This window comes from Gimesia chilikensis, assembly GCF_007744075.1.
Lineage (GTDB): Bacteria > Planctomycetota > Planctomycetia > Planctomycetales > Planctomycetaceae > Gimesia > Gimesia chilikensis_A.
This window is the reverse complement of sequence record NZ_CP036266.1, coordinates 5,959,330-5,981,711: the sequence shown is the minus strand read 5'-3', so window position 1 is coordinate 5,981,711 and position 22,382 is coordinate 5,959,330. Positions and strand designations below refer to the sequence as shown.

The 22,382-nt window shown below is 54.8% G+C and carries 14 protein-coding genes; 7 read left to right on the top strand and 7 right to left on the bottom strand.

Features of this window, described 5'->3' with window-relative positions:
* Positions 1-25: 25 nt before the first annotated feature.
* Both odhB and HG66A1_RS22535 read right to left on the bottom strand, forming a co-directional pair.
* The gene (gene odhB / locus HG66A1_RS22540) at positions 26-1,219 is read right to left on the bottom strand and encodes a 2-oxoglutarate dehydrogenase complex dihydrolipoyllysine-residue succinyltransferase (RefSeq protein ID WP_145189352.1); all 1,194 of its coding nucleotides are present in this window, start codon (positions 1,217-1,219) and stop codon (positions 26-28) included.
* Positions 1,220-1,547: 328 nt separating this feature from the next.
* Positions 1,548-2,477, bottom strand: a complete 930-nt coding sequence (locus HG66A1_RS22535; protein ID WP_145189349.1) for an SMP-30/gluconolactonase/LRE family protein — start codon at positions 2,475-2,477, stop codon at positions 1,548-1,550.
* 216 nt (positions 2,478-2,693) lie between these two features.
* Between HG66A1_RS22535 and HG66A1_RS22530 the strand changes: the two genes are divergently transcribed.
* The 6 genes from HG66A1_RS22530 to HG66A1_RS22505 all read left to right on the top strand — a co-directional run bounded on the left by HG66A1_RS22530 (position 2,694) and on the right by HG66A1_RS22505 (position 10,330).
* Positions 2,694-3,875 (top strand): M20 family metallopeptidase, encoded by a 1,182-nt coding sequence (locus HG66A1_RS22530; RefSeq protein WP_145189346.1) that lies wholly within the window; start codon positions 2,694-2,696, stop codon positions 3,873-3,875.
* A gap of 386 nt (positions 3,876-4,261) precedes the next feature.
* Positions 4,262-4,594, top strand: a complete 333-nt coding sequence (locus HG66A1_RS22525; protein WP_145189344.1) for a PadR family transcriptional regulator — start codon at positions 4,262-4,264, stop codon at positions 4,592-4,594.
* Positions 4,518-6,038 (top strand): hypothetical protein, encoded by a 1,521-nt coding sequence (locus HG66A1_RS22520; protein WP_197996750.1) that lies wholly within the window; start codon positions 4,518-4,520, stop codon positions 6,036-6,038. Before HG66A1_RS22525 ends, HG66A1_RS22520 begins: the two co-directional genes overlap by 77 nt.
* A gap of 43 nt (positions 6,039-6,081) precedes the next feature.
* Complete coding sequence (locus tag HG66A1_RS22515) at positions 6,082-7,575, top strand: hypothetical protein (protein WP_145189339.1); 1,494 nt, start codon at positions 6,082-6,084, stop codon at positions 7,573-7,575.
* 4 nt (positions 7,576-7,579) lie between these two features.
* Positions 7,580-8,947: a prealbumin-like fold domain-containing protein gene (locus tag HG66A1_RS22510; protein ID WP_145189336.1), complete on the top strand. Its 1,368-nt coding sequence runs from the start codon at positions 7,580-7,582 to the stop codon at positions 8,945-8,947.
* A gap of 42 nt (positions 8,948-8,989) precedes the next feature.
* Positions 8,990-10,330: a hypothetical protein gene (locus HG66A1_RS22505; protein WP_145189333.1), complete on the top strand. Its 1,341-nt coding sequence runs from the start codon at positions 8,990-8,992 to the stop codon at positions 10,328-10,330.
* Here the strand turns inward: HG66A1_RS22505 and HG66A1_RS22500 are convergent.
* From HG66A1_RS22500 to HG66A1_RS22480, 5 genes are all read right to left on the bottom strand, one after another.
* On the bottom strand, positions 10,293-14,522 hold the full coding sequence (locus tag HG66A1_RS22500; protein ID WP_145189330.1) for a c-type cytochrome: 4,230 nt from the start codon (positions 14,520-14,522) through the stop codon (positions 10,293-10,295). The genes HG66A1_RS22505 and HG66A1_RS22500 overlap by 38 nt on opposite strands.
* 81 nt (positions 14,523-14,603) lie before the next feature.
* The gene (locus HG66A1_RS22495; protein WP_145042567.1) at positions 14,604-15,197 is read right to left on the bottom strand and encodes a hypothetical protein; all 594 of its coding nucleotides are present in this window, start codon (positions 15,195-15,197) and stop codon (positions 14,604-14,606) included.
* A 543-nt stretch (positions 15,198-15,740) separates the two neighbouring features.
* Complete coding sequence (locus HG66A1_RS22490) at positions 15,741-17,228, bottom strand: AAA family ATPase (protein WP_145189328.1); 1,488 nt, start codon at positions 17,226-17,228, stop codon at positions 15,741-15,743.
* A gap of 69 nt (positions 17,229-17,297) precedes the next feature.
* Positions 17,298-19,019 carry a DNA polymerase/3'-5' exonuclease PolX gene (polX, locus tag HG66A1_RS22485; RefSeq protein WP_145189325.1) on the bottom strand — a complete coding sequence of 574 codons (1,722 nt, stop codon included), beginning with the start codon at positions 19,017-19,019 and terminating at the stop codon, positions 17,298-17,300.
* Positions 19,020-19,163: 144 nt separating this feature from the next.
* Positions 19,164-20,393 (bottom strand): hypothetical protein, encoded by a 1,230-nt coding sequence (locus HG66A1_RS22480; RefSeq protein WP_145189322.1) that lies wholly within the window; start codon positions 20,391-20,393, stop codon positions 19,164-19,166.
* A 669-nt stretch (positions 20,394-21,062) separates the two neighbouring features.
* Here HG66A1_RS22480 and HG66A1_RS22475 point away from each other — a divergent pair.
* Complete coding sequence (locus tag HG66A1_RS22475) at positions 21,063-22,082, top strand: tetratricopeptide repeat protein (RefSeq protein WP_197996749.1); 1,020 nt, start codon at positions 21,063-21,065, stop codon at positions 22,080-22,082.
* Positions 22,083-22,382: the final 300 nt, after the last annotated feature.

Sequence of the window (22,382 nt, the reverse complement as noted above, 5' to 3'; positions counted from 1 at the left end):
TCTTAGATGCGCGTTTTGACTGTTATCAGATTTCCATCAGCATGCGAGCGGGTTCTTCGAGTGCTTCTTTGACCCGCTTGAGGAAGACGACTGCTTCCCGGCCGTCGACGACACGATGATCGTAGGTGAGCGCGATGTACATCATGGGCCGAATCACAACCTGACCATTCACGGCGATGGGCCGTTCCTGGATGCCGTGCATGCCGAGCACGCCGCTCTGCGGCGGATTGACGATCGGTGTGGAGAGCAGCGAGCCGTAGACTCCACCGTTGGTGATGGTGAAGGTACCGCCCTGGAGTTCATCCAGGCTGATTTTGTTAGCCCGGGCCCGCTGGCCGAAGTCGTTGATCTTGAGTTCGATTTCAGCGAAGCTGAGACGTTCTGCGTTCCGCATGACGGGAACGACCAGGCCTTTTCCACCGCCGACAGCAATTCCGATATCGTAGTAGTTGCGGAAGACCAGGTCGGTACCGCGGATCTCAGCATTGATCTGCGGGAACTGGCTCAGGCCGTCGACGACTGCTTTGACGAAGAAGGACATGAAGCCGAGCTTCACGTCGTATTTCTTGAGGAACAGGTCTTTGTATTGTGCCCGCAGTTCCATGACGGAAGACATGTCGACTTCGTTGAAGGTCGTCAGCAGGGCTGCGTTGGTCTGTGCTTCGACGAGCCGTTCCGCGATCTTCTTGCGGATGGGGCTCATGGGGACGATTTCTTCTTCGCGGAAGGCACCGTTGCCGGAGGCAGCACCACCCTGGTGAGCGAGGACATCTTCTTTCAGAATCCGGCCACCTGGTCCGGTGCCGGTGACGTCTGCCGGGGAGAGTCCCTTTTCTGCCATGACGCGAGCGGCTGCCGGCATGACCCGATCATCCGAACCGCCGCCGACGTGTGCAGGGGCTTCCGCTTTGGGGGCGGGAGCGGCGGCTGCTTTCTCGGGGCTCTTTTCGGGAGCGGGAGCGGCCTGGTCTGCAGGGCGTTCGGCTTCTTCGAGGTAGCCGATGACTTCACCTACGGAAGCCATCTCGCCGGTTTTCTTCAGGATTTCGACGATGATCCCATCAAGGGGGGCCGGCACATCGAAGGTGGCTTTATCGGTTTCAAGCTCAACGATTTCACTGTCTTGAGCGACCCATTTGCCTTGTTCTGCGTGCCAGGCACCAATCTGGACTTCGGTGATGGATTCCCCGACTGAGGGGACCTTAATTTCAACAGACATCGGACACTAATCTCCAACCGAGTCATGAGGGGAAAATTGTATTTTTCAGAGTAAATTCCGTTAATCTGGTCATTTTTGAGCAGCAATTTTGATTATGACTTGTTGAGAAAGCCAGCACAATTCCCGCACACCGGGAAGATGATAATCGGGAAAAATTATTTGGCTTCAGGCGGGTCAACGGTTAAAAGTTGCAGGAGGCTCACATGACATGAAAAAACGCTGGTCTTTTTATCGGCGTTTCAGCCAGACCAGCGTGTGGATTATTCCAGTTCAGGCATTATCGAAACAGGTGCGACAATGCGTATCAGTTGTCAGATCGGCCTGAGAATTATTTTCCCGGGAACCGGTGCCCTTTGGCCTGTGTATCGACCCGGTACAGCGAAGTGCGTGCGGTAATGAACAGGCTTGAGTTGTCTTTGCCGCCGAAAGTGACGTTGGCCGGCTTTTCCGGGAAATCGATGATGCCCAGTAGTTTTCCTTCCGGCGAGAAGACCTGCAGGCCCAGGCCGGTCGTGATATACAGATTCCCGTTGGTATCGATGGTCAGGCCATCACCTCCACTGCCCGGTTCTTTGTAGCCTTCAGCCTGCTTCAGCGTGCAGAATACGCGGCCTTTGCCAATTTTGCCGGGAGCGGTCACGGGGTATGCCATCATCTCCTTCTGCATACTGGGGATGATATACAGCGTTTTTTCATCCGGAGAGAGAATCACGCCGTTGGGGGCTTTGATATCGTCGATGATCCGGCTCACCTTGCCGTCAGCGGAGCGGTAGTAAACGGCGACAGTTCCCTGCGGCAGGGGTTCGGGAGCGCGGAAATGCGGGTCGGTGAAGTAGATACCACCTGTACTGTCTACCACGACATCGTTCGGTGCGTTGAAGCGTTTGCCTTCGTATTCGGAGACCAGCGGCGTCACTTTCTTGTTCTTCAGATTAATGCTGACCAGGCGGCCATCCATTTCACAGGCCAGCAGTTTGCCGGAGCCATCGAGCATCAGGCCGTTGCAGTGATTGGAGGGTTCCAGGAAGACGCTGAGTTTGCCATCGGTATCGACTTTGTAGATCCGGTTGGCGGGGATATCGGTGAAGTAGAGGTTGCCTTTGAGGTCGAAGGCGGGACCTTCGGTGAATTTGAAATCAGAAAAGACTTTGACGGGGTCGCTTACCGGACCAACGCCGGGGATCGGATCCGCCTGCAGGGGGGCTGCGGTGATGATCAACGCGAGGAGAGCGGCGGACCAGTTCAGTATGTTTCTCATATAAGGCTCCTTGGAGTTTGTGGTCAGCGTGATTTGGGTAAAACGCGGTCTACTGATATTAGAGTCGGTCCGGGCTGTAAAATTCAACCAACTTAAGAAACTGAATGCGTTATCAGTAGAAATCGGGCTGCAGTTGAGGGACACTGGCTGTGGAAAACTACATAAAATTCAGCGCGAGAGTATTCAAAAGCGGGCTCGAGAAAAGGTTATTTTTTGATGGATGTCGTCCAGCTGTTAAAACAACTGATTGCCATTCCCAGCGTGAATCCCATGGGCCGCGCTGTTTCCGGTGATATTTATTTTGAAGGCAGACTGACCCAGTTTCTGTGTGACTATTTCGAAGAACTGGGAGTCGAATATGAATCAATCGAAGTGGTTCCCGGGCGGAATAATGTGATCGCCCGCACGCCGGTTAAAGAGGGCGTGCCCACGATTCTGATGGACGTGCACCAGGATACGGTTCCCGCGGAAGGGATGATCGTGCCCCCCTTTGAAGGGACCGAGAAAGACGGCCGGATTTACGGTCGCGGTGCCTGCGACGTTAAAGGCAGCATGGCGGCGATGCTGATGGCCTTCACGCGACTGGTGAAGGACAATCCTCCCGAGGCGGCGAATGTGATTCTCTCCTGTACCTGCGATGAAGAAGCAACCGTGCAGGGCATCAACCACCTGGTCCAGCTCTGGGAAAACCCGAGTGGGCTGAGCCAGATTCTGACCGCGCCTCCCGATCTGGGACTCGTGGCCGAACCGACGATGCTGGATATCGTCGTGGCCCATCGTGGCGCGACCCGCTGGAAAATCAAGACGACCGGGAAGGCCTGTCACAGTTCACAACCCAATGATGGCGTAAATGCCATCTACCGGATGGCGGATGTGATCAAGGCGCTGCAGGTCTACGCGGATGAGCTGACGAAACGGGAAGCACATCCGTTGTGCGGTCCGCCGACCTTGAGTGTCGGCGTGATCGAAGGGGGCGACAGCGTCAACATTGTGCCGGACTGGTGCACGATTGAAATCGACCGCCGCGTCATTCCTGGTGAAGATGGCATCGATGTGATGAACCAGGTGGAAGACTACCTCAAAGAACAGCTGCCTTTTGAGTTCGAGATGCTGCCGCCGTGGATTACCGGCGTTTCTCTCTCCGATCACAATAATGGGGCATGGAGCGATCAACTGCTGAAGGTAATCGACACGATGGAGCCCGGTCACAAAAAAGTGGGTGTCCCCTACGGTACGCACGCAGCCCGTGTGAATCAGAGTGGCGTGCCTTCAATGGTCTTCGGCCCCGGTTCCATCGCCCAGGCCCACACGGTGGATGAGTGGGTCGAAATCGATCAGCTCGTGAAATCGGAAGAGGTGTATTACCAGTTCTGCGCGAACGCGGGACGGGCTGTTTAACAGTCCGTCTGTGCTTGCTTCAACTGGCGTAGGGTGCGGACCCATGTGTCCGCCCGCCTGGTGAAGTACGATTGGTGTCCACTTTCAAGGGCCTCTGAATAATCTGGGTGGTACCGTATATAATCCGGTATTGCCGCAGGCAACAGGTGGTCGCGGTGCAAACGATGTGGAGCGTACGTGTGCCTCGAGCCCACTTGTGCGAATGATGGGTTTCTCTGTTGTAAATTGATCTCGTAAGCTGGGACCTCCTGCGCGCTGTGCTCGGCCCGAATTGCATTCGGGCTCACCCCCTCGTGATTTCTTTTAAAAAAAAACTGCTTGACAGTACATACCTAGAGCGGCTATATATTGGATATGTAGTCATCCTAGGTATGGGAGAAAGAAAGATGAATCCTCAGTTATTTGCAGGCACGCTGGAGATGCTCATTCTGGAACTGGTTTCCGAGGGGCCCACGTATGGTTACGAGATTACGCAACAGGTGACGAACCGTTCGGCTCAGGAATTTGAGCTGAAGGAGGGGAGTCTGTATCCGGCGTTGCACAAGATGCAGCGGAAAAAGCTGCTGAAATCATTCTGGCGTGAAGTCGATGGTCGTCGGCGGAAGTATTACGAGCTGACGACGCAGGGGCAGAAGGTCCTGAATGAGAAGCGTCAGGAGTGGAAGCAGTTCTCATCCGCGGTGGACCGGATTCTGGGAGCGGAAAGTGGCCTGGCCTGAGATCAGTATCGAAGATTTTCCGCCGCGACGGGACGACGAACCTTCGTCATTGCGGCAGGAGATTATCGATGAACTCAGCGACCATTTTGCGTGTGCCCTGAATCGGGAACTGTTGAAGAATCCGGATGAGCAGCTGGCGCGGAAACGTGTGCTGGAACAGTTTGGTGATCCGATCAAAGTGGCCCGCCAACTCTGGCTGGAAGCGATGAAGGAGAAGATCATGTCACAACGTATTCTGACCGGGGTCGCTGTGGTGATGGCCGTGTGTGGCTTCATCGTGGTGGGGCTGGTCTGGTCGATGATGAAAGAGAGCCAGGCATTCAATAACCGGATGATGGCACAGATGGCTGAGATGGCGAATCGACCCGAGCCGGTGACGTCGGACGAAGTGAATCAGCAGATTCTGAAACAGCTGGAGCAGTTGAATCAGAACAGGTCAGTCGAGCCGGATACTGTTGCCACTGGGATGAATCAGCTTGCCTTTCAACTGGTTGCGGAGGATCAGGATGAGAGGCTGCCCCACAATTATGCCGGTACACTTACTAAAAGTGGTGATCGTTCCGAAGAGTTCACCCTGGAAGCCGTCAGTAATGGCCGGGGGATGCTTGATTTCGGAAAACTACCCTGGGGGAAATATCGGCTGACTTTGAAAGCTCCCTGGGGAGAGACTCTTCACCAGAATGTGTATGTGATTCCCGGTCGTGATATGACCGAGGAGATCGTCTGTCCAACCGATAAACCGGAGGTCGTCTCGGTTCGGTTCCGATTGAACTGGCCCGAGGAAGTTGATAGCGAAGACTGGTATCTGGTCTGTGACTTTCGTAATTCCTCTGATGGAAACCGGCAGATTGAGAGCAGCAGGTTGATCCAGGGGGAAAACTGGATTTATCGACGCAGCAGCACCAGAGATGCCAGCGGCGTGTATCTCATCAACAGCAAAAGTATGATCGCAGTCTGCCCGCTCAACGAAGAAGGGGAGTATGAAGACATTCATTTAGAAGAGCTGGCTTTTGATTCGTCGACGCGAATGATTCAGGGAAAACATGCTTTGCCCGATCTGATGCTGATTCAAAAGCAAGACTTGCCCCAGCTCGCGGAAGTGAATCGCATCCCCTCCTTTCAGTCATTAAACAAGTCCCGGTCAGCAGCAGGCAATTACAATCTGCAGTATCGGGCCCTGGTGGGAGACTCCACAAGATTCGGCAGGATTGAAGGCAATACGTTTCTGCTCATTCCCTTGATGAATCATCCGCCGCCCTGGACGAAAGTGAAAACGCGACCCGAGGGAGGACATACGTTGTATGCCAGTGGATTGGAATTAACAAAGCGACTGGAATTCAAGGCAATTAAAGGCGAACAGAACCTCTGGAAAATCAATTTGCCTGATCTGGACGAATTCATCATTCCCCAAGGGACCCCCGGCGGAGGTCAGGGATTTTTCTAATGGTTATGAAGCGAACTGATGTAACGAAGAATGAGGAGTGAATGTGGGCTGGCCTGAGCTCAGTATTGACGATTTTCCGCCGCGTCGGGACGACGAGCCGTCGTCATTGCGACAGGAGATTATTGATGAACTCAGCGATCATTTTGCGTGTGCCCTGAATCGGGAACTGCACAAGAATCCGGACGAGCAACTGGCGCGGGGACGCGTACTGGAACAGTTTGGGGATCCGATCAAAGTGGCCCGCCAGCTCTGGCTGGAAGCGATGAAGGAGAAAATCATGTCACAACGTATTATGACTGGACTCTCAGCTGTGATGGCGGTCTGCTGTCTGGCCGTGGTGGGGATTGCCTGGTCGATGATGAAACAGAGCGAACGGGTGAACCTGAAACTGCTGGAACGGCTGGCAGCCATGGAGGAGCAGCCCCGGGACGCAGGAACGCAGCAGATACTAACGCAACTGGAGCAACTGAAAGCAGAGCAGGCGGCCCAGAGTGAATCCAGTTCTCAGGAGATGAATCCGATTACCTTTGAACTGATTCAGGAACAGGAAGGGGGAAAGCCGGCGGTCGGCTTTTCGGGTGAGCTGTCGAAACTGGATGACCAGGGGAGTAGGGAAGTCTTCAAGGTCAAGGCGGAGAGTAACGCAGAGGGGCAACTGAAATTCGGGAAGCTCCCCTGGGGAAAATACGAGCTGAAATTAAGCACGCCCTGGAGGGAAGAATATAGTTCGGGAATTCTAACGACGATTCCCGGGCGAAAGTATGAGCAGACGATTTACTGTCCTGCGGACGCTCCTGAAACCGCATCGTTGCGGCTCCAGGTCAACTGGCCAGAACAGGCGTCAGATGAAGCGGAGTTTATGCTGTGCGATTTCCGCTCAGCAAGTTCTTACCATCGTTCCGGTACCAGGCGTTATTCACTGTCTACCTATCGTCGCATACAGGGCAGTCGCTGGTCGTATCGACATAATATGACCCAGGCAGCAGCGAGAAGCGTGTACCTGATCGATGTGCAGAATCAACGGGCCACTCTTTGCCCCGTAGGAGAAGGTGGTGGATTTGTCGATATAGATTTTGACAAACTGGTCTGGCAGCCGACTGTCGAAGCGTTGCAGGGGGAGTATATCGCTCCTCCCTGCAGCTACCTGCTTCGGAAAGGCGACCTGGCAACGCTATCAAAACTGAATTCGATTAAGGTCTTCATAACACTCACTCCTAACCAGAACGGCGGGGAATTGTTGAGAGTGACTGGTACTCCCAGCCATGGGATGTTTATCTCTCCCTTTGAAAAATTCAAAGTGGCTCCCAAGTTTATGAAAAAAATGAAAATGGATTACATCTTACTGGCAGGGAAGTTAAATGCCTTTTCAGGAAACTGGTCGCTGGGGGGATATACTGCTACGCCTCAAGGGCCGAATGTCTGGGAGATTAACGTGCCTGACCTGTTTCCGATCACGGCGGAATCCGGCTTAACGAAAACAACTTTACAGGCGGAGGCCAGTTCCGCGGTCGATTCAAGTCAACGTTCAGGGGAATGAAACAGTGGGCTGGCCTGAGATCAGTATCGAGGATTTTCCGCCGCGACGGGACGATGAGCCGTCGTCATTGCGTCAGGAGATCATCGATGAACTCAGCGACCATTTTGCGTGTGCCCTGAACCGGGAGTTACTCAAAAATCCGGACGAGCAGGTGGCGCGGGGACGCGTGCTGGAGCAGTTTGGCGATCCCATCAAAGTGGCCCGTCAACTCTGGCTGGAAGCGATGAAGGAGAAGATCATGTCACAACGTATTCTGACCGGAGTCTCTGTGGTGATGGCCCTGTGTGGCTTCATCGTGGTGGGGCTGGTGTGGTCGATGATGAAGCAGAACGAACGGGTGAATCTGTTACTCCTGGAGCGGCTGGATCAGCAGGCTGTTCCGGCTGCTTCCGGTTCTGAGGGGATGAACCGGATCGCCATTCGACTGGTGCAGCAGGGTGATCCAGCAAAGCCTGCGACTGGCTTTAGCGGCACATTGACAAAGGATGACGGCAAGGCGGAATCGTTTTCCCTGGATGTGGCAGTTGATGATTCGGGGAAACTCGATTTTGGGAAACTGCCGTGGGGTAAATATTACTTGAAATTACATGCTCCCTGGGACGAAACGGCGATACTGCCGAGTTTTGTGACGATTCCCGGGCGCGATTATTCGCAGACGATCAAATGCCCGGCAGGTCCCCCTGGCGAGGTTCCTGTGAAATTCCAGGTGCACTGGCCGGAAGGGTTGAATGACGACGAGTGGGTGGTGCTGTGTGATTTCCGGTACCCTCAGAAGGGGAAATCACCGATTCCCTATGTGCTCAAGAGCAAGCGAAACATTCAGAATCATTTCTGGACCTTTGAACAAAATCTGCAGGAGATGCCCCGGGGCGTCTATCTGGTCAATGGTGAGAGCCGGGTGGCTGCCTGTCCCCTGGGGGCTCGAGGGAACTATCAGGATACCAGCGCTGCGGCGTTAAAGTTCGACACGGAAATTTCGATAAAGCAGGGGGAGTATCATCTGCCGGTGGTCTACCTGATTCGCAAAACCGATTTGAAAAGCCTTGCCAGGCTGTCTGCGCACCCTGCTTTTGACGTGATTGCCGTGACGCCCTTCAGCAATCCCAGTATGAGAATTGAGAACAGATTGCGCGTCGGCACGGGGTACAGTGCCTTCGTTAATGTCTCAGAGAAGTTGAGCCTGGGGACCGGGTTACTGAATGCTTTAAATAGTCCACTCAACAACAGCAGAGCAGAGAATATTCATGGAATCCAGTTGAAGGAACAAACCATGTTTACTGCTGTCAAAGGAAGCGACAATGTCTGGGAGATTGATCTGCCACCCCGGGAGATTACATTCTCTTATCTCGAAAATATTCAAGACAACCTGTAGGAATCATTTGCAATTTGAATCCCGGATGAGAGTGAGAACCACGTGACCTGGCCTGAGATCAGTGTTGATGATTTACCGCCGCGACGGGATGACGAACCGTCGTCACTGCGGCAGGATATTATCGATGAACTCAGTGACCATTTTGTGTGTGCTTTGAATCGGGAGCTGTTGAAAAATCCGGATGAAAAGATTGCCAGACAGCGTGTGTTAAATCAGTTCGGCGATCCAATCAAAATTGCCCGCCAGCTCTGGCTGGAAGCGATGAAGGAGAAGGTTATGTCTCAACGTATTCTTGTGGGTATTTCTGCGGTAATGGCGGTCTGCTGTATTGCCGTGGTGGGGATTGCCTGGTCGATGATGCAGGAAAGCCGGGCGTTTAATCTGCAGATGCTGGAACAGTTCAAACAGGCACAGGAGCGGTCAGCAGAAGAGTCGTCGGGAGAACTACAGCCGATTGAGTTTCAGTTGGTGCAGGAGGGGAGTGAGGGGCAACCTGCTGCAGGATTTGAAGGAACGTTATCCAAGCGGGACGGCAACGACACTATATTTACAGTCGAAGCCGTCAGTGACCAAAATGGCCTATTAAATTTCGGAAAGCTGCCCTGGGGGAATTATCTTTTGACACTGAAAGCACCCTGGGGTGAGGAGATGGATTCGCTTAATATTACAACAGTGCCAGGGCGGAGCTTCGAGCAAACAATAATCTGTCCGTTGGGAGTGCCCGAAAAGGTTGCTATGCAGTTACATGTCAACTGGCGAGAAATGCCCGAGGGGGAAGATTATTATCTGCTCTGTGATTTTAACCGCACCGCTGCGATTCGAATTATTGAACAGACCGGGTGGGTTGTGAAACATTCTCAGACTGATGCTAAGGATAGAATGGTAATTCTGTTTGACGTAAAGAATAACCAGATGACTCGTTGTCCCCTAACGGCAAAGGGGCTTTTTGAAGCTGTTGATCCTTTGAAGTTGGATTGGCGAGCACTTGAGAGAATCAACCAGGGAAAGTATGGCCCACCCGCCATATATCTGATTAAGAAAAGTGAGCTTTCCAGATTATCGGAAATCAATTCATTAAATGAAATTGGTGTAGTTCGGTTGTTTAATGATATTGATTGGGGAATCTACACGCAGCATTTTGGCGGTGTATTTATATCTCCATTTAAGGCCTTTGAGATCGAACACAAATTACTGAAACAACTCGAAATGCAGAATAGTAGTTCTCTGAAATATATTGACGGAACTTTTCACGGCTTCAGCACAAAACAATTCGCCACTTCAAGTTTCTTTGCTTCTACGGATCAACCCAATGTCTGGGAAATCAACATACCCGATCTGTTCCCGATTACTCGGGAATCCGGTTCATTGAGTAGTGTCCGGTGACCGGGAAGAGTTTTTCGTCTCCGGTGCCGATCTGCTGGCAGTTGACTTCGTAGACGAATTTTTCTTTGAGTTCGTTGACCTTGAGGCGGACCGTTTTGTGATCGTCGGAGAGGATGACTCCTTCGACTTCCACTTTGTACCGGCCGCTGTCGGGGCTGGCGTAGCTGCCGCTCCAGACGCGGGTGTAGCCGGCGATGGTGTAGGCCTCTTTATCGGCGGCTTTTTTCGCATCAACGGGGGAGAAGAATTCGAGTTCGAAGCCGTCGGAAGTCGCGCGGAGTTCTTTAATGCCGTTCGGCAGTTTTCCATTCGGAGTTAGCTTGACGATCGATCCGGTGTTACGTCCGCCCAGCCAGCCGCTGTCGTGAATGGAACCGACGTAGATATCTCCCTTGGGGCTGACGGCGACCGACATCGGTCCGGTGAAGTTAAACTCATCGGGGGGGACATCGGCGCGGGTGAAGTAGTAGGTGGCTCCCTGAACGGAGTCGCCGACTTTCTGTTGCGTAAAGCGGATCAAGAAGCGGTTGTTGTATTCGCAGCCCAGTCCCTGATCGAACAGGCTGGCGTAGGGGAACTGTTTCGGAATACAGGTCAGGCCGTTCACACTGCGGGTCCAGGGGTGAGGAACCTGGATCGCGGCGCGGGTTTCTTCGAGGTTTTCCTTGTTTCGCAGGTCGGACTGACTGGGAACGCCGTACGCTTTGCCGGGGATCAGGAAGTTGATCTCGTTAAACGTATTCTGCACGCCCTGCTGGTCTGAGATAAAGATTTCATCTTTGGAGTTGATGGCGAGGCCCGTGGGGTAGCGGAAGGCGTGTCCCAGGACTTCGATGTTGCCGTTATAGGTGATCTTGAGGATCTTCCCCCGCCAGTGAATCTGATCGTCGGGGCGTTTCATCTGGGCGTAATCGCTGCCCAGGCCGATGTAAAGATTGCCTTTGCTGTCGCGAATGCAGCCGGAGGCCCAGTCGTGGTAGTTGTCGTTGAAGCCCCAGCCGGAGGCGACGATGGTTCGTTTGTCGGCGCGGCCGTCTCCATCGGTATCGGAAAGCCGCAGGACTTCGGGTTTGTGTGAAACGATAATGTCGCTGCCATCCGCAACGATGCCGAACGGGGCGGAGAGGCCTTCTTCGAAGAGGATCATCTCATCTTCCACACCGTCGCCGTTGGTGTCTTTCGCGAGATAGACGTCTCCTTTGAGAGAGGTGAAGATGAGTGTGCCATCGTTGCGCCAGGCCATCGCGGTTGGCATGATGCCCCGATCGAGGGGAAGCCGTACGCCGTCGAAGCCGGGAGCGCTGGTGACTTTTTCCAGCGTCTGGTTGGGCTCGGGTTTGATTTTGACGTCGAGGCCATCGACCTTGAGTTCGCAGAGGTAGTTGAGTGTCAGCGCAACGCGGTCCTGTTTTCCGCCAGTCGCTTTGATGTATTCGTGCGAATTATTATCGGAGATGTGCAGCCACTTCTCATCGGGGCGTGTGAGATCGCTGATGGTCGGGCTGCCGATACTTTTCGAGAAGCGGGGACGACCGACGTAAAGGTCGTAACCGGTGGGCAGGTTCGTAGCTTTAATGTCCCGTTGCCAGCCGGATCCCTTGTCCTGACCGCGGAGCGGCTCGAAGGTTTCGGTGACGGCGACCGTCTGGATCTGGTCACCGATTTTGAAATTGAGTTCATAGTTGAGCGTGATCCGGTTGCTCTGCGAGTCATAGCTGCGGAGGGTGCCGGTACTGCCGTTTTCGAGATGCGGGTAGACGACCTGCAGCGGTTCCTTGCCGGCTTTGGCGAGGACGAATTCGAATCCGCGGTTGTAGCCGGTGACAATCGGTGTGCCCGCCATGTCCCAGTACCAGCTTTTGCCTTCGGTGCGCTGGCGGGCCAGATCGCCGAGCGTCCACTGGACGAGGGAGAACTGATCGAGGTCGAACAGAAGGTTATGCCCGTTGTCAAAGCCGACTGCGAAGGCGCGAGGCACGTATCCGCCGCCGGTCTCTTTGGGATTGGTGAAGACATCGCGGACGATCCGCGCGGGTTCGCCGGCAGCGATAGTAAAGAACTGTTCCACGACGGAGGGGTTCGTGGGCACTTTGAATTGAGGATCATTCAGGCCAAGCCAGATGGCATCCAGCTGACGGTTGATGTCGCCTCCCAGGACTTTGGGGACGCTCTTCTTGAGGGCGGGCATTTCCATGCCAGGGACGATTCGCAGCGGGTTGTGAACCCAGCGGAGGAAGTATTCTTTCCGCATGCGTTTACCCAGCATGAGCAGGTTTGAACCGCGGGTTCCCAAGGCCACGTTGCGGGGTTTGTAGTCGCCCAGTTCGTGACAGGAGATACAGCTGAAACCTTTGGCGCCGGTAATGGTCTGACCTGCGATCAGGAGTTGGGCGCGGTCCTTGTCTGACGATTCGACCATGAAGCCGGGCTGACGGGGGCCATCGTCGGGAACACGGTCGTGCGAGACCAGGTAGCCGAGCAGGGCCTGTTTGTCGGCCTCGGTATGTTCGAAACGGGGCATGCGGACGCGGAGCCAGGGCATGCGGAGTGTCTTCTGTTGACCGCTGACCGCTTCGGCCAGGGCTTCGTGTTTGAGTTTATCGCCGACTGCAGTCAGAGCGGGGGGAATCATGGCTTCGCTCTGTCCGGCCAACGCAGGATCGAACTTGGCCATCTGACCGGCGATCTGGGTGATGCCTTCATGCCGGTCCCGTTCGTGACAGTAGATGCAGTTCCGCTGTTCGAGAACGTAACGACCGCGATCGAATTCATTTTCCGGCGAGGGGGCGTGATAGCTGGCGGCGAGATACGCTTTGACGGCGTCACGATCGATAGTGCGGTAAGCGGGGCGTCCCTGTTTGAGATCGGGGGTTTCGGCCAGGCAACTGTTGTCCCAACTGGTGACCGGTTTCGTGAGATCGGAAATCTGCAGGTTCGGTTTTTCGATGCCGGGGATCGTGTGACAGGCGGCGCAACGGGCCTGAGCGATCAGTTTCTGACCCGCGGCGATGGTCTGTTTATCGCTGGTCGGTTTTTGGCCCGTGGGCAGCTTGGCCTGTTTGAGGGCCGCGAGGGCATAAGCGAGCTGTCGGCGTTCGTCGGTACTGAGTTTGACAACCGGCATGCGATGATCTTTGTTGAGCTTCGCGGGATCGGAGAGCCAGTTGAAGAGCCAGATTTCGTTACGTTTGTCACCGATGCTGCTCAGGTCGCCCCCACTGAAGGGCTGCTGATTGCCTTTGCCGTCAATGGTGTGACAGGCCAGACAGCCGACTGAATGCATCAGGATTTCGCCGGCCCGCTGTTCTTCATCGCGGGTGGGCGCTTTCTTTGTTTTTTTATCTTTCTTCGGAGCCGGAATCTTTTTCAACGACGCGTTCTTCGCGTTTGCATAAAGATAGGCAGCGATGGATTCGGCTTCCTGCTGGTTGAAGCCGAAGAAAGGCATTTTGGCATGGGCAGCGATGGCATCGTCGTTTTGAATTTTGCGGACGAGCCATTCGGGATTGAGGGCGGTGGTGACGTGCGTCAGATCGGGGGCAGCGGGGCTGGTGGCCTGACCTGAGCGCTGGTGACAGCGGTTGCAGCGATGCGCATCGAAGTGTGTGCGTCCCCGCCAGATCTGTGCGACCTCGGGGCTGCCTGCTTCCCGGTAGAGAATGTTGGACTGAATCGGTTCGAGGCCAAACAGGTTCGAAGACCAGAACAGTTGCAGGCGGGCCTCGGGAGCCGTTTTTTTGTAGGAGACCTGCAGTTCGAATTCGCCGAAGTTCTGTTCGTATTTGGGACCGACAACCCAGCCGGGCGTTTCGCGTTTGCCTTCCAGGACGGTCTTTCCGTCGATTTCGACTTTGACTTCACCGACGAGGTAGGCGGAGAGCTGATACTCGCCGGGCTGCTTGACCAGGATCAGACTGGTCCAGTCAGCTGTGAAGTTTCCATCTGGCAGTTGTGGCAGTGGCGCCTGTTTGCCCCAGTCGAAGGCGATATCCGCATCGATCCGTTGAATCTCTTTTCCGCCGGCTTTGTAGGTGGCCAGCAACCCGGGCGGGTAGTCGTCTTCTTCGGGATCAATTTCTTCTGCGATCAGACGTGTCTGACTGAGCGAGCAGAAAAAGATGAGGGATAGAAATGCCAACAGGGGCAGAATGCCCCTGATCCAGGATGAAGGGATGCGCTGGCTGAGCTTCATGTTTTCAGATAATTCAATGGGGCAGAGGGTTTGTTAAGAACCCGAATTAAGTCGCGGGTGAAATAAAAAATCAGCCATTCGTTATTGTTCGAATGGCTTTTCATCTTTGGCGCTGGCACCGAATGAGGTACGGAGTGCGTCTGCAGCTTCCGCGACGGTTTTGTCGGGACCGGTCAGTTTGAGGAAGTAGTACGCTTTCCCTTCGACGGCCAGGATGACACCCAGCATGCGGGAGTTGGGAACAGCTTCGGTTTTACGCAGAATTGGCGGACCGATGGATTTGTTGTAGGTTCCCGAGATATCAACGAAGACATACTTGCCTTGTTCTGATTCACCCTGAGTGACTTTCGCTTTGCGGCCATCGCTGTTGAACTGACCAATCCAGCGGGAGACGTTGGCTGCGATACCACCGCCGGTTCCTCCGAAGGATGAGATCACCAGCTCAGCAGGTTCTTTGTCCCCTTTGACGGCGGGAATTTCGAACTGAGCCAGGCGGAGTCGGTTAGATGGTGGTGCATTTTTCCAGTCGGCGGGCACTTTGAGAGTGATGTCGTTGACTTTGACTTCGTTGGTTTTTTCGGAAGTCTCGGCTGCATCGGCTGTGCAGGCGTAGATCGCCAGACAAATTCCCAGGACGGAATATAACACTCTGCGGTAGGTGGTGGGTGAAATCATAAAATTCCTCAGATTGAATTAAGGAGCTTGAGCTTACGACGTTGTTAATTGTCCCGCATTTCCCGCTGATTTTCAACTCGGCATCGCAAGAAATGGCGGCCGAGCCTGTTTTTTTAAAATCCTCAGCGATGTTGTGACACAATGTTGCTAAAAATCAACACGGTTGAGTGGTTGTGGCAACTTTGTGGAGGGGAATGCTTGAGGGGGGGAACCGGCGGCTGGTGCCTTACGGCCTTGTTTTATTGTGCTGTATCTATATTCGACTCATTTTATGTGTTGTACGCGTGAGCTGGGACCTCCTGTTCGCTGCGCTCACCCCGGATTGCATCCGGGGCTACCCTTTTTGAATTGGAGCCGTTGGAAATATGATCAATATTCGTTTATCGCCAGGCGGGCGGCCACATGGGGCCGCATCCTACGGATCTGGTGAGGCACGATCTGATTTAATGATTAGTTTTCCCTGAGATTTCCTGCTCGCTGCGCTCGGCCCGGGTTGCATTCGGGCCTACCCGGTATTGAAATCTTGTTATGCTTCGGGCGGGCTCAGTCGGCGGGGACGCAGCGGTTGTTGGCCCAGTGGCGGAGTTCGGCGATGCGTTCGCGCATGACGACTGCCAGGGGGCGGGTTTTCTGGATTTCGGAGGCGATGTGGCGGTCTTCCAGTTCCGCGTTTTCGGAGAATGCGGCGAAGAGTCCTGACATCACTGCCTGCTCGAGTTCCGAGCCGGTAAAGTCGTCGGCCATCGCGGCCAGGGAGCGGAGGTCGTACTGGTCCGAGTCCCGCTTGCGGCGTTGAATGTGGATCTTGAGGATCTGCTCCCGGGAGGCCGCGTTGGGGAGATCGACGAAGAAGACTTCATCGAAGCGGCCTTTGCGCATCAGTTCGGGGGGCAGCGCCGAGATGTCATTTGCAGTGGCGATGATGAAAATCGGATGGCGATGGTCCTGCATCCAGGCGAGCAGGGTGCCGAACATGCGTTTGGACAGGCCGCCGTCGGAAGAGGAGGCAGAGGCTGAAGCGAATGCTTTCTCAATTTCGTCGATCCAGAGAATCACGGGGGCCATGGATTCGGCCTGCGAGAGGGCCTGCCGGAGCTGGCTTTCACTTTCGCCGATGAATTTCTGATAGAGCATGCCCGGATCGAGTCGGAGCAGGGGCATGTTCCAGTCGGAGGCGACCATTTTGGCGCAGAGGCTCTTACCGGAACCGGGGACGCCGAGCATGAGAACGCCGCGGGGAGGTTCGATGCCGAACTCCTGTGCCTGGCGGGTGAAGCCGCCGCGACGCAGTTTGAGCCAGTCCTTGAGTTTGCTGAGACCACCGACTTCTCCCGGTTTGACATCGACGGCGATTGCTTCCAGACAGCCGGTGGAGCCGAGGAGTGTGCGTTTGGCTTCGATGACATGTGGTAGATCGTTGGCGTTGAGGTCGTTGTCCTGCAGGATGGCGGAACTGATGACCCGTTCGACTTCGCTGCAACTGAGCCCGCGGAGCGTGAGCACCAGCTGTTCCATTTCATGGCGGGTCAGGCGGGCCGTGATTTCGGAATCGCTCTCGCGCTTGATGCGGTTATAGGTCTGCTTGATGACTGCGGAGAGTTCGTCGGCGTCGGGCCAGCCGATTTCGTAGCGGACGGTGAAGCGTTTGATTTCATCGGGGAGCGGGAAGGCATCGACGAGGATGAACGTTGATTTTTTGTCGTGGCAGGTCTGCATCAGGTCGCGGAGCATGCGATTGACGACGCTGTCGCGACAGTAGGCACCGAGGTCTTTGAAGAGGATGATGTCGGCATCGGTGTTCTGGTGAATGAAGCTCAGTGCCTGATCCGGTTTGCCGCCGGGGACGAGTGCCGGCTTCAGTTTGCCATGATCCGATTTACAGAGACCACTGGTGGCAGACCATTCGTAGAGTGTCATCTTCAGTCCGCGGGCGACTTTCTGGACGACTTCCAGGGCCCGTTGTTCGTCCAGCGTTTCGATGGAGATGAAAGGATTTCCCGAACGGATTAACAGTTCCAGCGTGTTCGACATGTGATTGCTTCCTCTGCAGACTGATGACCTGGGCGTGGTAACGGAACCCCGGCAGCTTTGGATCAATGTTTAACGCGACTTTTTGAGGAGTTTCTCAAACTGTTTCCAGGTTTTCGTGTTGGCGACATCTTTTTTCGTCAGTCCGGCGCGACGGGCCTGGTAGACGCCGTACTGCATCACGTCCAGCCCGCCGACGCTGTGGGCATCGGTGTTGATGACAATCGGAATTCCGAGTTCTTTGGCGCGGGCGGCATGAATGTCGTCGATATCGAGTCGCATGGGATGGGCGTTGATTTCCAGCATGACGCCATGATCGGCGGCGGCGTTGAGGATCTCGCCGTAGTTGAGGTCGGCTCCCGGGCGTTTGCCGATCAGGCGACCGGAGAGATGTCCCAGGATGGAGACATGCGGATTTTGAATCGCGTTGAGCAGGCGTTTGTTAATCTGGTCCTGCGGCTGTTTGAGTCCGTAGTGCAAGACGGCGATGACCCAGTCGGCTTCGCTGAGCACGTCATCGGGGAGGTCCATGGTGCCGTCTTCGAGGATGTCGCATTCGATGCCTTTGAGGATCTGAATGTCGGGGACCTTCTGCTGAACCTTTTCGATTTCTTTCCAGTGGGCCCGCAGCCGCTTCGCATCAAGGCCGTTGGCCATCGTGACCCGCTTGGAGTGATCGGTGATGGCGATGTACTGATAACCTTTGGCGAGCGCTCCCTCGGCCATTTCCTGAATCGAGGCTTTGCCGTCCGTGGCGGTGGTGTGCATGTGCAGGTCGCCGCGGATCTGTTTGAGTTCGATCAGCTCGGGCAGTTCGTCGTTTTCGGCTGCGGTGAACTCCATGCGATTCTCGCGGATTTCGGGCGGGATCCAGGGGAGGTCGAGCGATTTATAAACCTCTTCCTCGGTTTTGCCCGAGACGAGTTTGTCTTTTTTGAAGAGCCCGTATTCGTTGAGTTTGAGCCCGCGATCCTGGGAGCGGCGGCGGAGGACGATGTTGTGTTCCTTGGAGCCCGTGAAGTAGAGCAGGGCGGCGCCGTAGGATTCCTCGGGGACCACACGCAGGTCGAGTTCCAGTCCGGAATTGAGCCGCACGCGCTGCTTGGTATCACCGCGCGCGAGGACCTTGCTGACCAGTTCATGATCGGCGAGGGCATCCATGACTTCTTCGGGTTCGCTGGACGTGACGAGAATATCGAGATCGCCGACGGTCTCTTTGCGACGACGACAGCTGCCGGCTTCGGAGATGTGCTGCACGGAGTCGAGCTGACCGAGATCGGCGATGATGGCGTCGGACTGGGCCTTGGCTTCCGCGAGCCGGACGCGGTCACCGATCTGGTTCAGCTGTTCCAGACCTTCAAGGATAATCTGTTCCGTTTTCTTGCCGAAGCCTTTCTGTTCGGCGATGACGCCGTTCTCGGCAGCCGCCTTGAGATCGTCGAGCGAATGGATGTTGAGTTCGGAAAAGAGGAAGGCGACCTTCTTGGGACCGATGCCGGGGATATCCAGCATGCGGACGACGTCCGGGGGAATCTGTTCTTTGAGCTCTTCGAGTTGCGGCAGTGTGGAGGATTCCACGATGGTCTGAATTTTTTCGGCGAGGTCTTTGCCGATGCCCGGGAGCTCCTGCAGTTCTTTGGGATCGTTGTGGACGATCTCCTGGATCGAGTCGGGCAGGCCGGAGATGGTGCGGGCTGCGTTGCGATAGGCCCGGAGGCGAAAGGGGTTGGCTCCCTGAATTTCCAGGAGGTCGGCAAGTTCCTCAAACTGACGGGCGATTTCAGCGTTTTGCATGTTCCGAATCCGGATGAAGGTCGTAAATGATGTGCGGGTTTCTCTTCTGTTACAATAACGTGACCGGCGCATAAAAAAAGTGCAAGGCGGTGAAGCACTTGCACTTTGTAAAAGTCGGTTGGTGTCAGCCGTCAGTTGCCGGCGTTAGTTGCTGGCAACTTTGGCGGTGTCATCGATGGCATACCAGCCAGAGTTCGAAGGAACATCCTGCTTGGCGATCTTTGGTGCAGAGAAGTGAGCACGGATTGTCAGGCGATCAGCCCGTGGTGCTGACTTCCAGGTGATCTTCTGATCGAGATTCAGAGGACGCACACGCAGAGGAGGCAGGTGGTTGGTTTCCTGTTCCGCTTTGGGAGCTTTCTTTTCCGGCTGAGTTGTCGGAGCGGCCTTTTTCTGCGGGATGGTTGATTCAGGCAGTTTGCCATCCGGAGTCGGCTTGAAGGCCTTGTTGTCCGGAGAACCGAACAGATCGTCGTCCGATTTTTTCTCAGGGCCGAAGCCGGGCTGAGAAGGCTCGGTACCGAAGTTGGGCTGCGAAGGTTCTGTTCCGAAGTTTGGCTGTGCGGGAGGATTGCTGCTGCCCGGCATGGGAGACTCAGTGGCATCCCGTTTCAGCGGTTCTTTGAAGAGGTCTTCTGCTTCATTGTCCGGCATGGGAGTATCCATGGGGGTTTTACGATCATAACGACGTTCACCGAAGCCGGAATCTTCCACGTTGCCGCCGGGGTTACCAGAATTCATGGGCTCTTCGGCATAAGTCTTGGGAGGAGTGCTCTCAATTTCGCGGGGTTCCGGAACCTTGGCACCGTTGGTGGTGTTGTTGGGTTCGGGAGTCGGTGTGCTGGCACTGGCCGGAGGATAGGAGACGCCACAGTTGCCTGTGCTGCATCCACCCATGCCACAGGCACCGGTTGAGCAGCCACCCATTCCACAAGGGGAACAGCAGCCTGCAGCCGGACCGTAGCCGACAGTGGAAGCATACATGTTGCCGCCACCATTAAAGTTGCGGTAGCTGACGCCGACAGCCTGCGGGTTGTTGATCAGATACCAGCGATAAGCGGCGCGGGAGCTGCGACGTGACGCAGCACGGCTGGTGCCGCCGTAGTAGCTGGTGTAACCGTAGCCGGTGTTGGGGCCACAGCTGTTGCAGGAACCCGTCATGCCGTAACCGCCGTAGTTGGTCGTGTAAGGAGCGGGTGCATATCCGGCTCCGTAGTACATCGGACCATTGCGGCTGGGACCAAAAATGGCGTTGTAGGTCCAGGGAATGATCCCGGCAGAAGATTCAGGAACAGAAACCAGACTGACCGCCAGCAGACAGCCGGCCGTCAGACACACTTTTTTCAGATTCACGTTTTTGGAAAGACTCATCATCCATTCGACCTTTTTAAAATCGAGCCACACTGTTGCACGACCAGGGGCAGAAAGCCATGCCGAAAGAAGACGTAGTCCATCACGCCAGTTTCTCTAAAGTTCCAATTGTATCGAAAGTTTCGAGTAGCTAATCCTTTAGTTACCCTGTTGTACCCTGCCAATCGTGCCGATGTCAATGATTGTGATCGCTACGCGGGTCGGATCAACTAAGTTTTTGCGCGATAATTTATAATGATTCGCGAATGTCACTATTTTATCTAAACTGCAAGGTTGCGTGATCAAACACGTTTCGTAGGAGATAACGCGCTCAGAGGACTTCTGAAGCGTGTCTGGCATTAACGGATTTGGATAAGTTGATGTGAGAAAAAAACTTATCGAAATCCTGGTTCCCTGAGACCAGGAGTAGTGAGCGAGGGGGAACCTTTCCGGCGCGCCGGTGCCGTTTCGAGGTGAGTTCCTCTACCCGGAATTGGCGGAAAATGGTAACTTGCGCAGTCGGCGACCGGTCGAGGCAGGGGTTATGGGCTGATTCCTGTTGGCGAAACTGGATGTGATGTACCGGTATGTCGGTCAACGAGTGAAATGGATTTCATGCGTGGCTTTCCTGAAAACCTGTTCTCCCTGGTCAGATCATTGTTGTCTCTGAGTCAGAGAGGGTGCGTCCCGGGAATGTGCTGCTGGTTGTGTCTGCTCATGCTGACCGGTCCGGGTTGCTCTTCCTGGAAACAGAAGATGGCGATGCGGGATTCGGAATCGCAGGAGCTGGTGGAACAGGTTCGCGTGGCAACCGAGAGTGGTCGCCAGGAGCAGGCGGCAGAACTGTTGAAACGGGCGGTGGCCAACAACCCGAACAATGCGGCAGTGCGACAGCAGCTCTCCGAGTTTCTGATTGCCAACGGTTATTCGGAAGAGGCCATCCAGCAGTTGCAGCGTACGACCGTGCTGGACCCCGACGATCCCCGGCCTTACATCGATCTGTCTTATCTGCTGTATGAGAAGAAGCAGTATACCGACGCGCTCAAGAACCTGGAGCTGGGTCTGAACCTGGATCCGACCAACATCCGGGCACTGATTTTAAAGGGGGAACTGGAAGAGCTGGCGGGGTTGAACGGAACGGCGATCGAGACTTATCACCGTGTATTGCAGGTCGATCCTTACAACATCGTTTCCCGTTTGAAGCTGGCGTCGCTGGAGATCAAGATGGGCGAGCATAACCGGGCAACACCAATCCTGCGGCCGATCTGTCATAACAACAGTGCGACCATCGATCAACGGGCCGAGGCGCAATGGCTGCTGGGGATTGCTTATGGAGCCGACCGTCGGTGGAGTGATTCGGTTGCTTCACTGGAGCAGTCACTCAAGAATCGTAAAGATGTGACAGCCGATGACTGGTATCGCGTGGCGTATGCCTGTCTGCAGGACGGTCAGATGGAGAAGGTGTATCCGGCCGTGACGCAGGCGTTGACCCTGAATCCGATGCATACCGAGACCAATCGCCTGTCACATTTTCTAACCCAGCAGAATCAGCCAACGCAGATCCAGCAGGCCTCCATGTATACACCTCTGCAACAGCCGGGCTTCATTCGCCAGGCACCACAGCCAATTCCGATTCAAACCCTGACGCCTCCTCAAGGCTGGGAGTGGGCTGCGCGCGGACCTGAAGCGTCGGATCTGCTGCCACTGCAATAGACGGGCGGCGTATGGGTGACGCTGTGAATGCAGAGCAGAGGGCACCCTGTTCAGTGTGATACGTCAACTGTCGGCCTGATCCGCGTTGACGGGGGTGAGAAATGGCCCGGAGTGTCTGGAAATGGTTTTCGCCGTAAAATCAGTAGGAATCAGCATCTAAAGCAATAAATCAGGTTCGTTTATCGAATTTTGAGACTTGAAAAAAGAATCAGGCGGACTAAATGATATAATGGCAAGGTTTTGCTATAGTAACCGGCAGCACCTGAATCCCATTAAGAACAGAACAATCTTTAGTGAACT

What these genes read in the sequence shown, in the direction of transcription:
- odhB (WP_145189352.1), bottom strand. Translation starts at nt 1,219, where the DNA reads ATGTCTGTTGAAATTAAGGTCCCCTCAGTCGGGGAATCCATCACCGAA.
- HG66A1_RS22535 (WP_145189349.1), bottom strand. Translation starts at nt 2,477, where the DNA reads ATGAGAAACATACTGAACTGGTCCGCCGCTCTCCTCGCGTTGATCATC.
- HG66A1_RS22530 (WP_145189346.1), top strand. Translation starts at nt 2,694, where the DNA reads ATGGATGTCGTCCAGCTGTTAAAACAACTGATTGCCATTCCCAGCGTG.
- HG66A1_RS22525 (WP_145189344.1), top strand. Translation starts at nt 4,262, where the DNA reads ATGAATCCTCAGTTATTTGCAGGCACGCTGGAGATGCTCATTCTGGAA.
- HG66A1_RS22520 (WP_197996750.1), top strand. Translation starts at nt 4,518, where the DNA reads ATGAGAAGCGTCAGGAGTGGAAGCAGTTCTCATCCGCGGTGGACCGGA.
- HG66A1_RS22500 (WP_145189330.1), bottom strand. Translation starts at nt 14,522, where the DNA reads ATGAAGCTCAGCCAGCGCATCCCTTCATCCTGGATCAGGGGCATTCTG.
- HG66A1_RS22495 (WP_145042567.1), bottom strand. Translation starts at nt 15,197, where the DNA reads ATGATTTCACCCACCACCTACCGCAGAGTGTTATATTCCGTCCTGGGA.
- HG66A1_RS22490 (WP_145189328.1), bottom strand. Translation starts at nt 17,228, where the DNA reads ATGTCGAACACGCTGGAACTGTTAATCCGTTCGGGAAATCCTTTCATC.
- polX (WP_145189325.1), bottom strand. Translation starts at nt 19,019, where the DNA reads ATGCAAAACGCTGAAATCGCCCGTCAGTTTGAGGAACTTGCCGACCTC.
- HG66A1_RS22480 (WP_145189322.1), bottom strand. Translation starts at nt 20,393, where the DNA reads ATGATGAGTCTTTCCAAAAACGTGAATCTGAAAAAAGTGTGTCTGACG.
- HG66A1_RS22475 (WP_197996749.1), top strand. Translation starts at nt 21,063, where the DNA reads ATGTGCTGCTGGTTGTGTCTGCTCATGCTGACCGGTCCGGGTTGCTCT.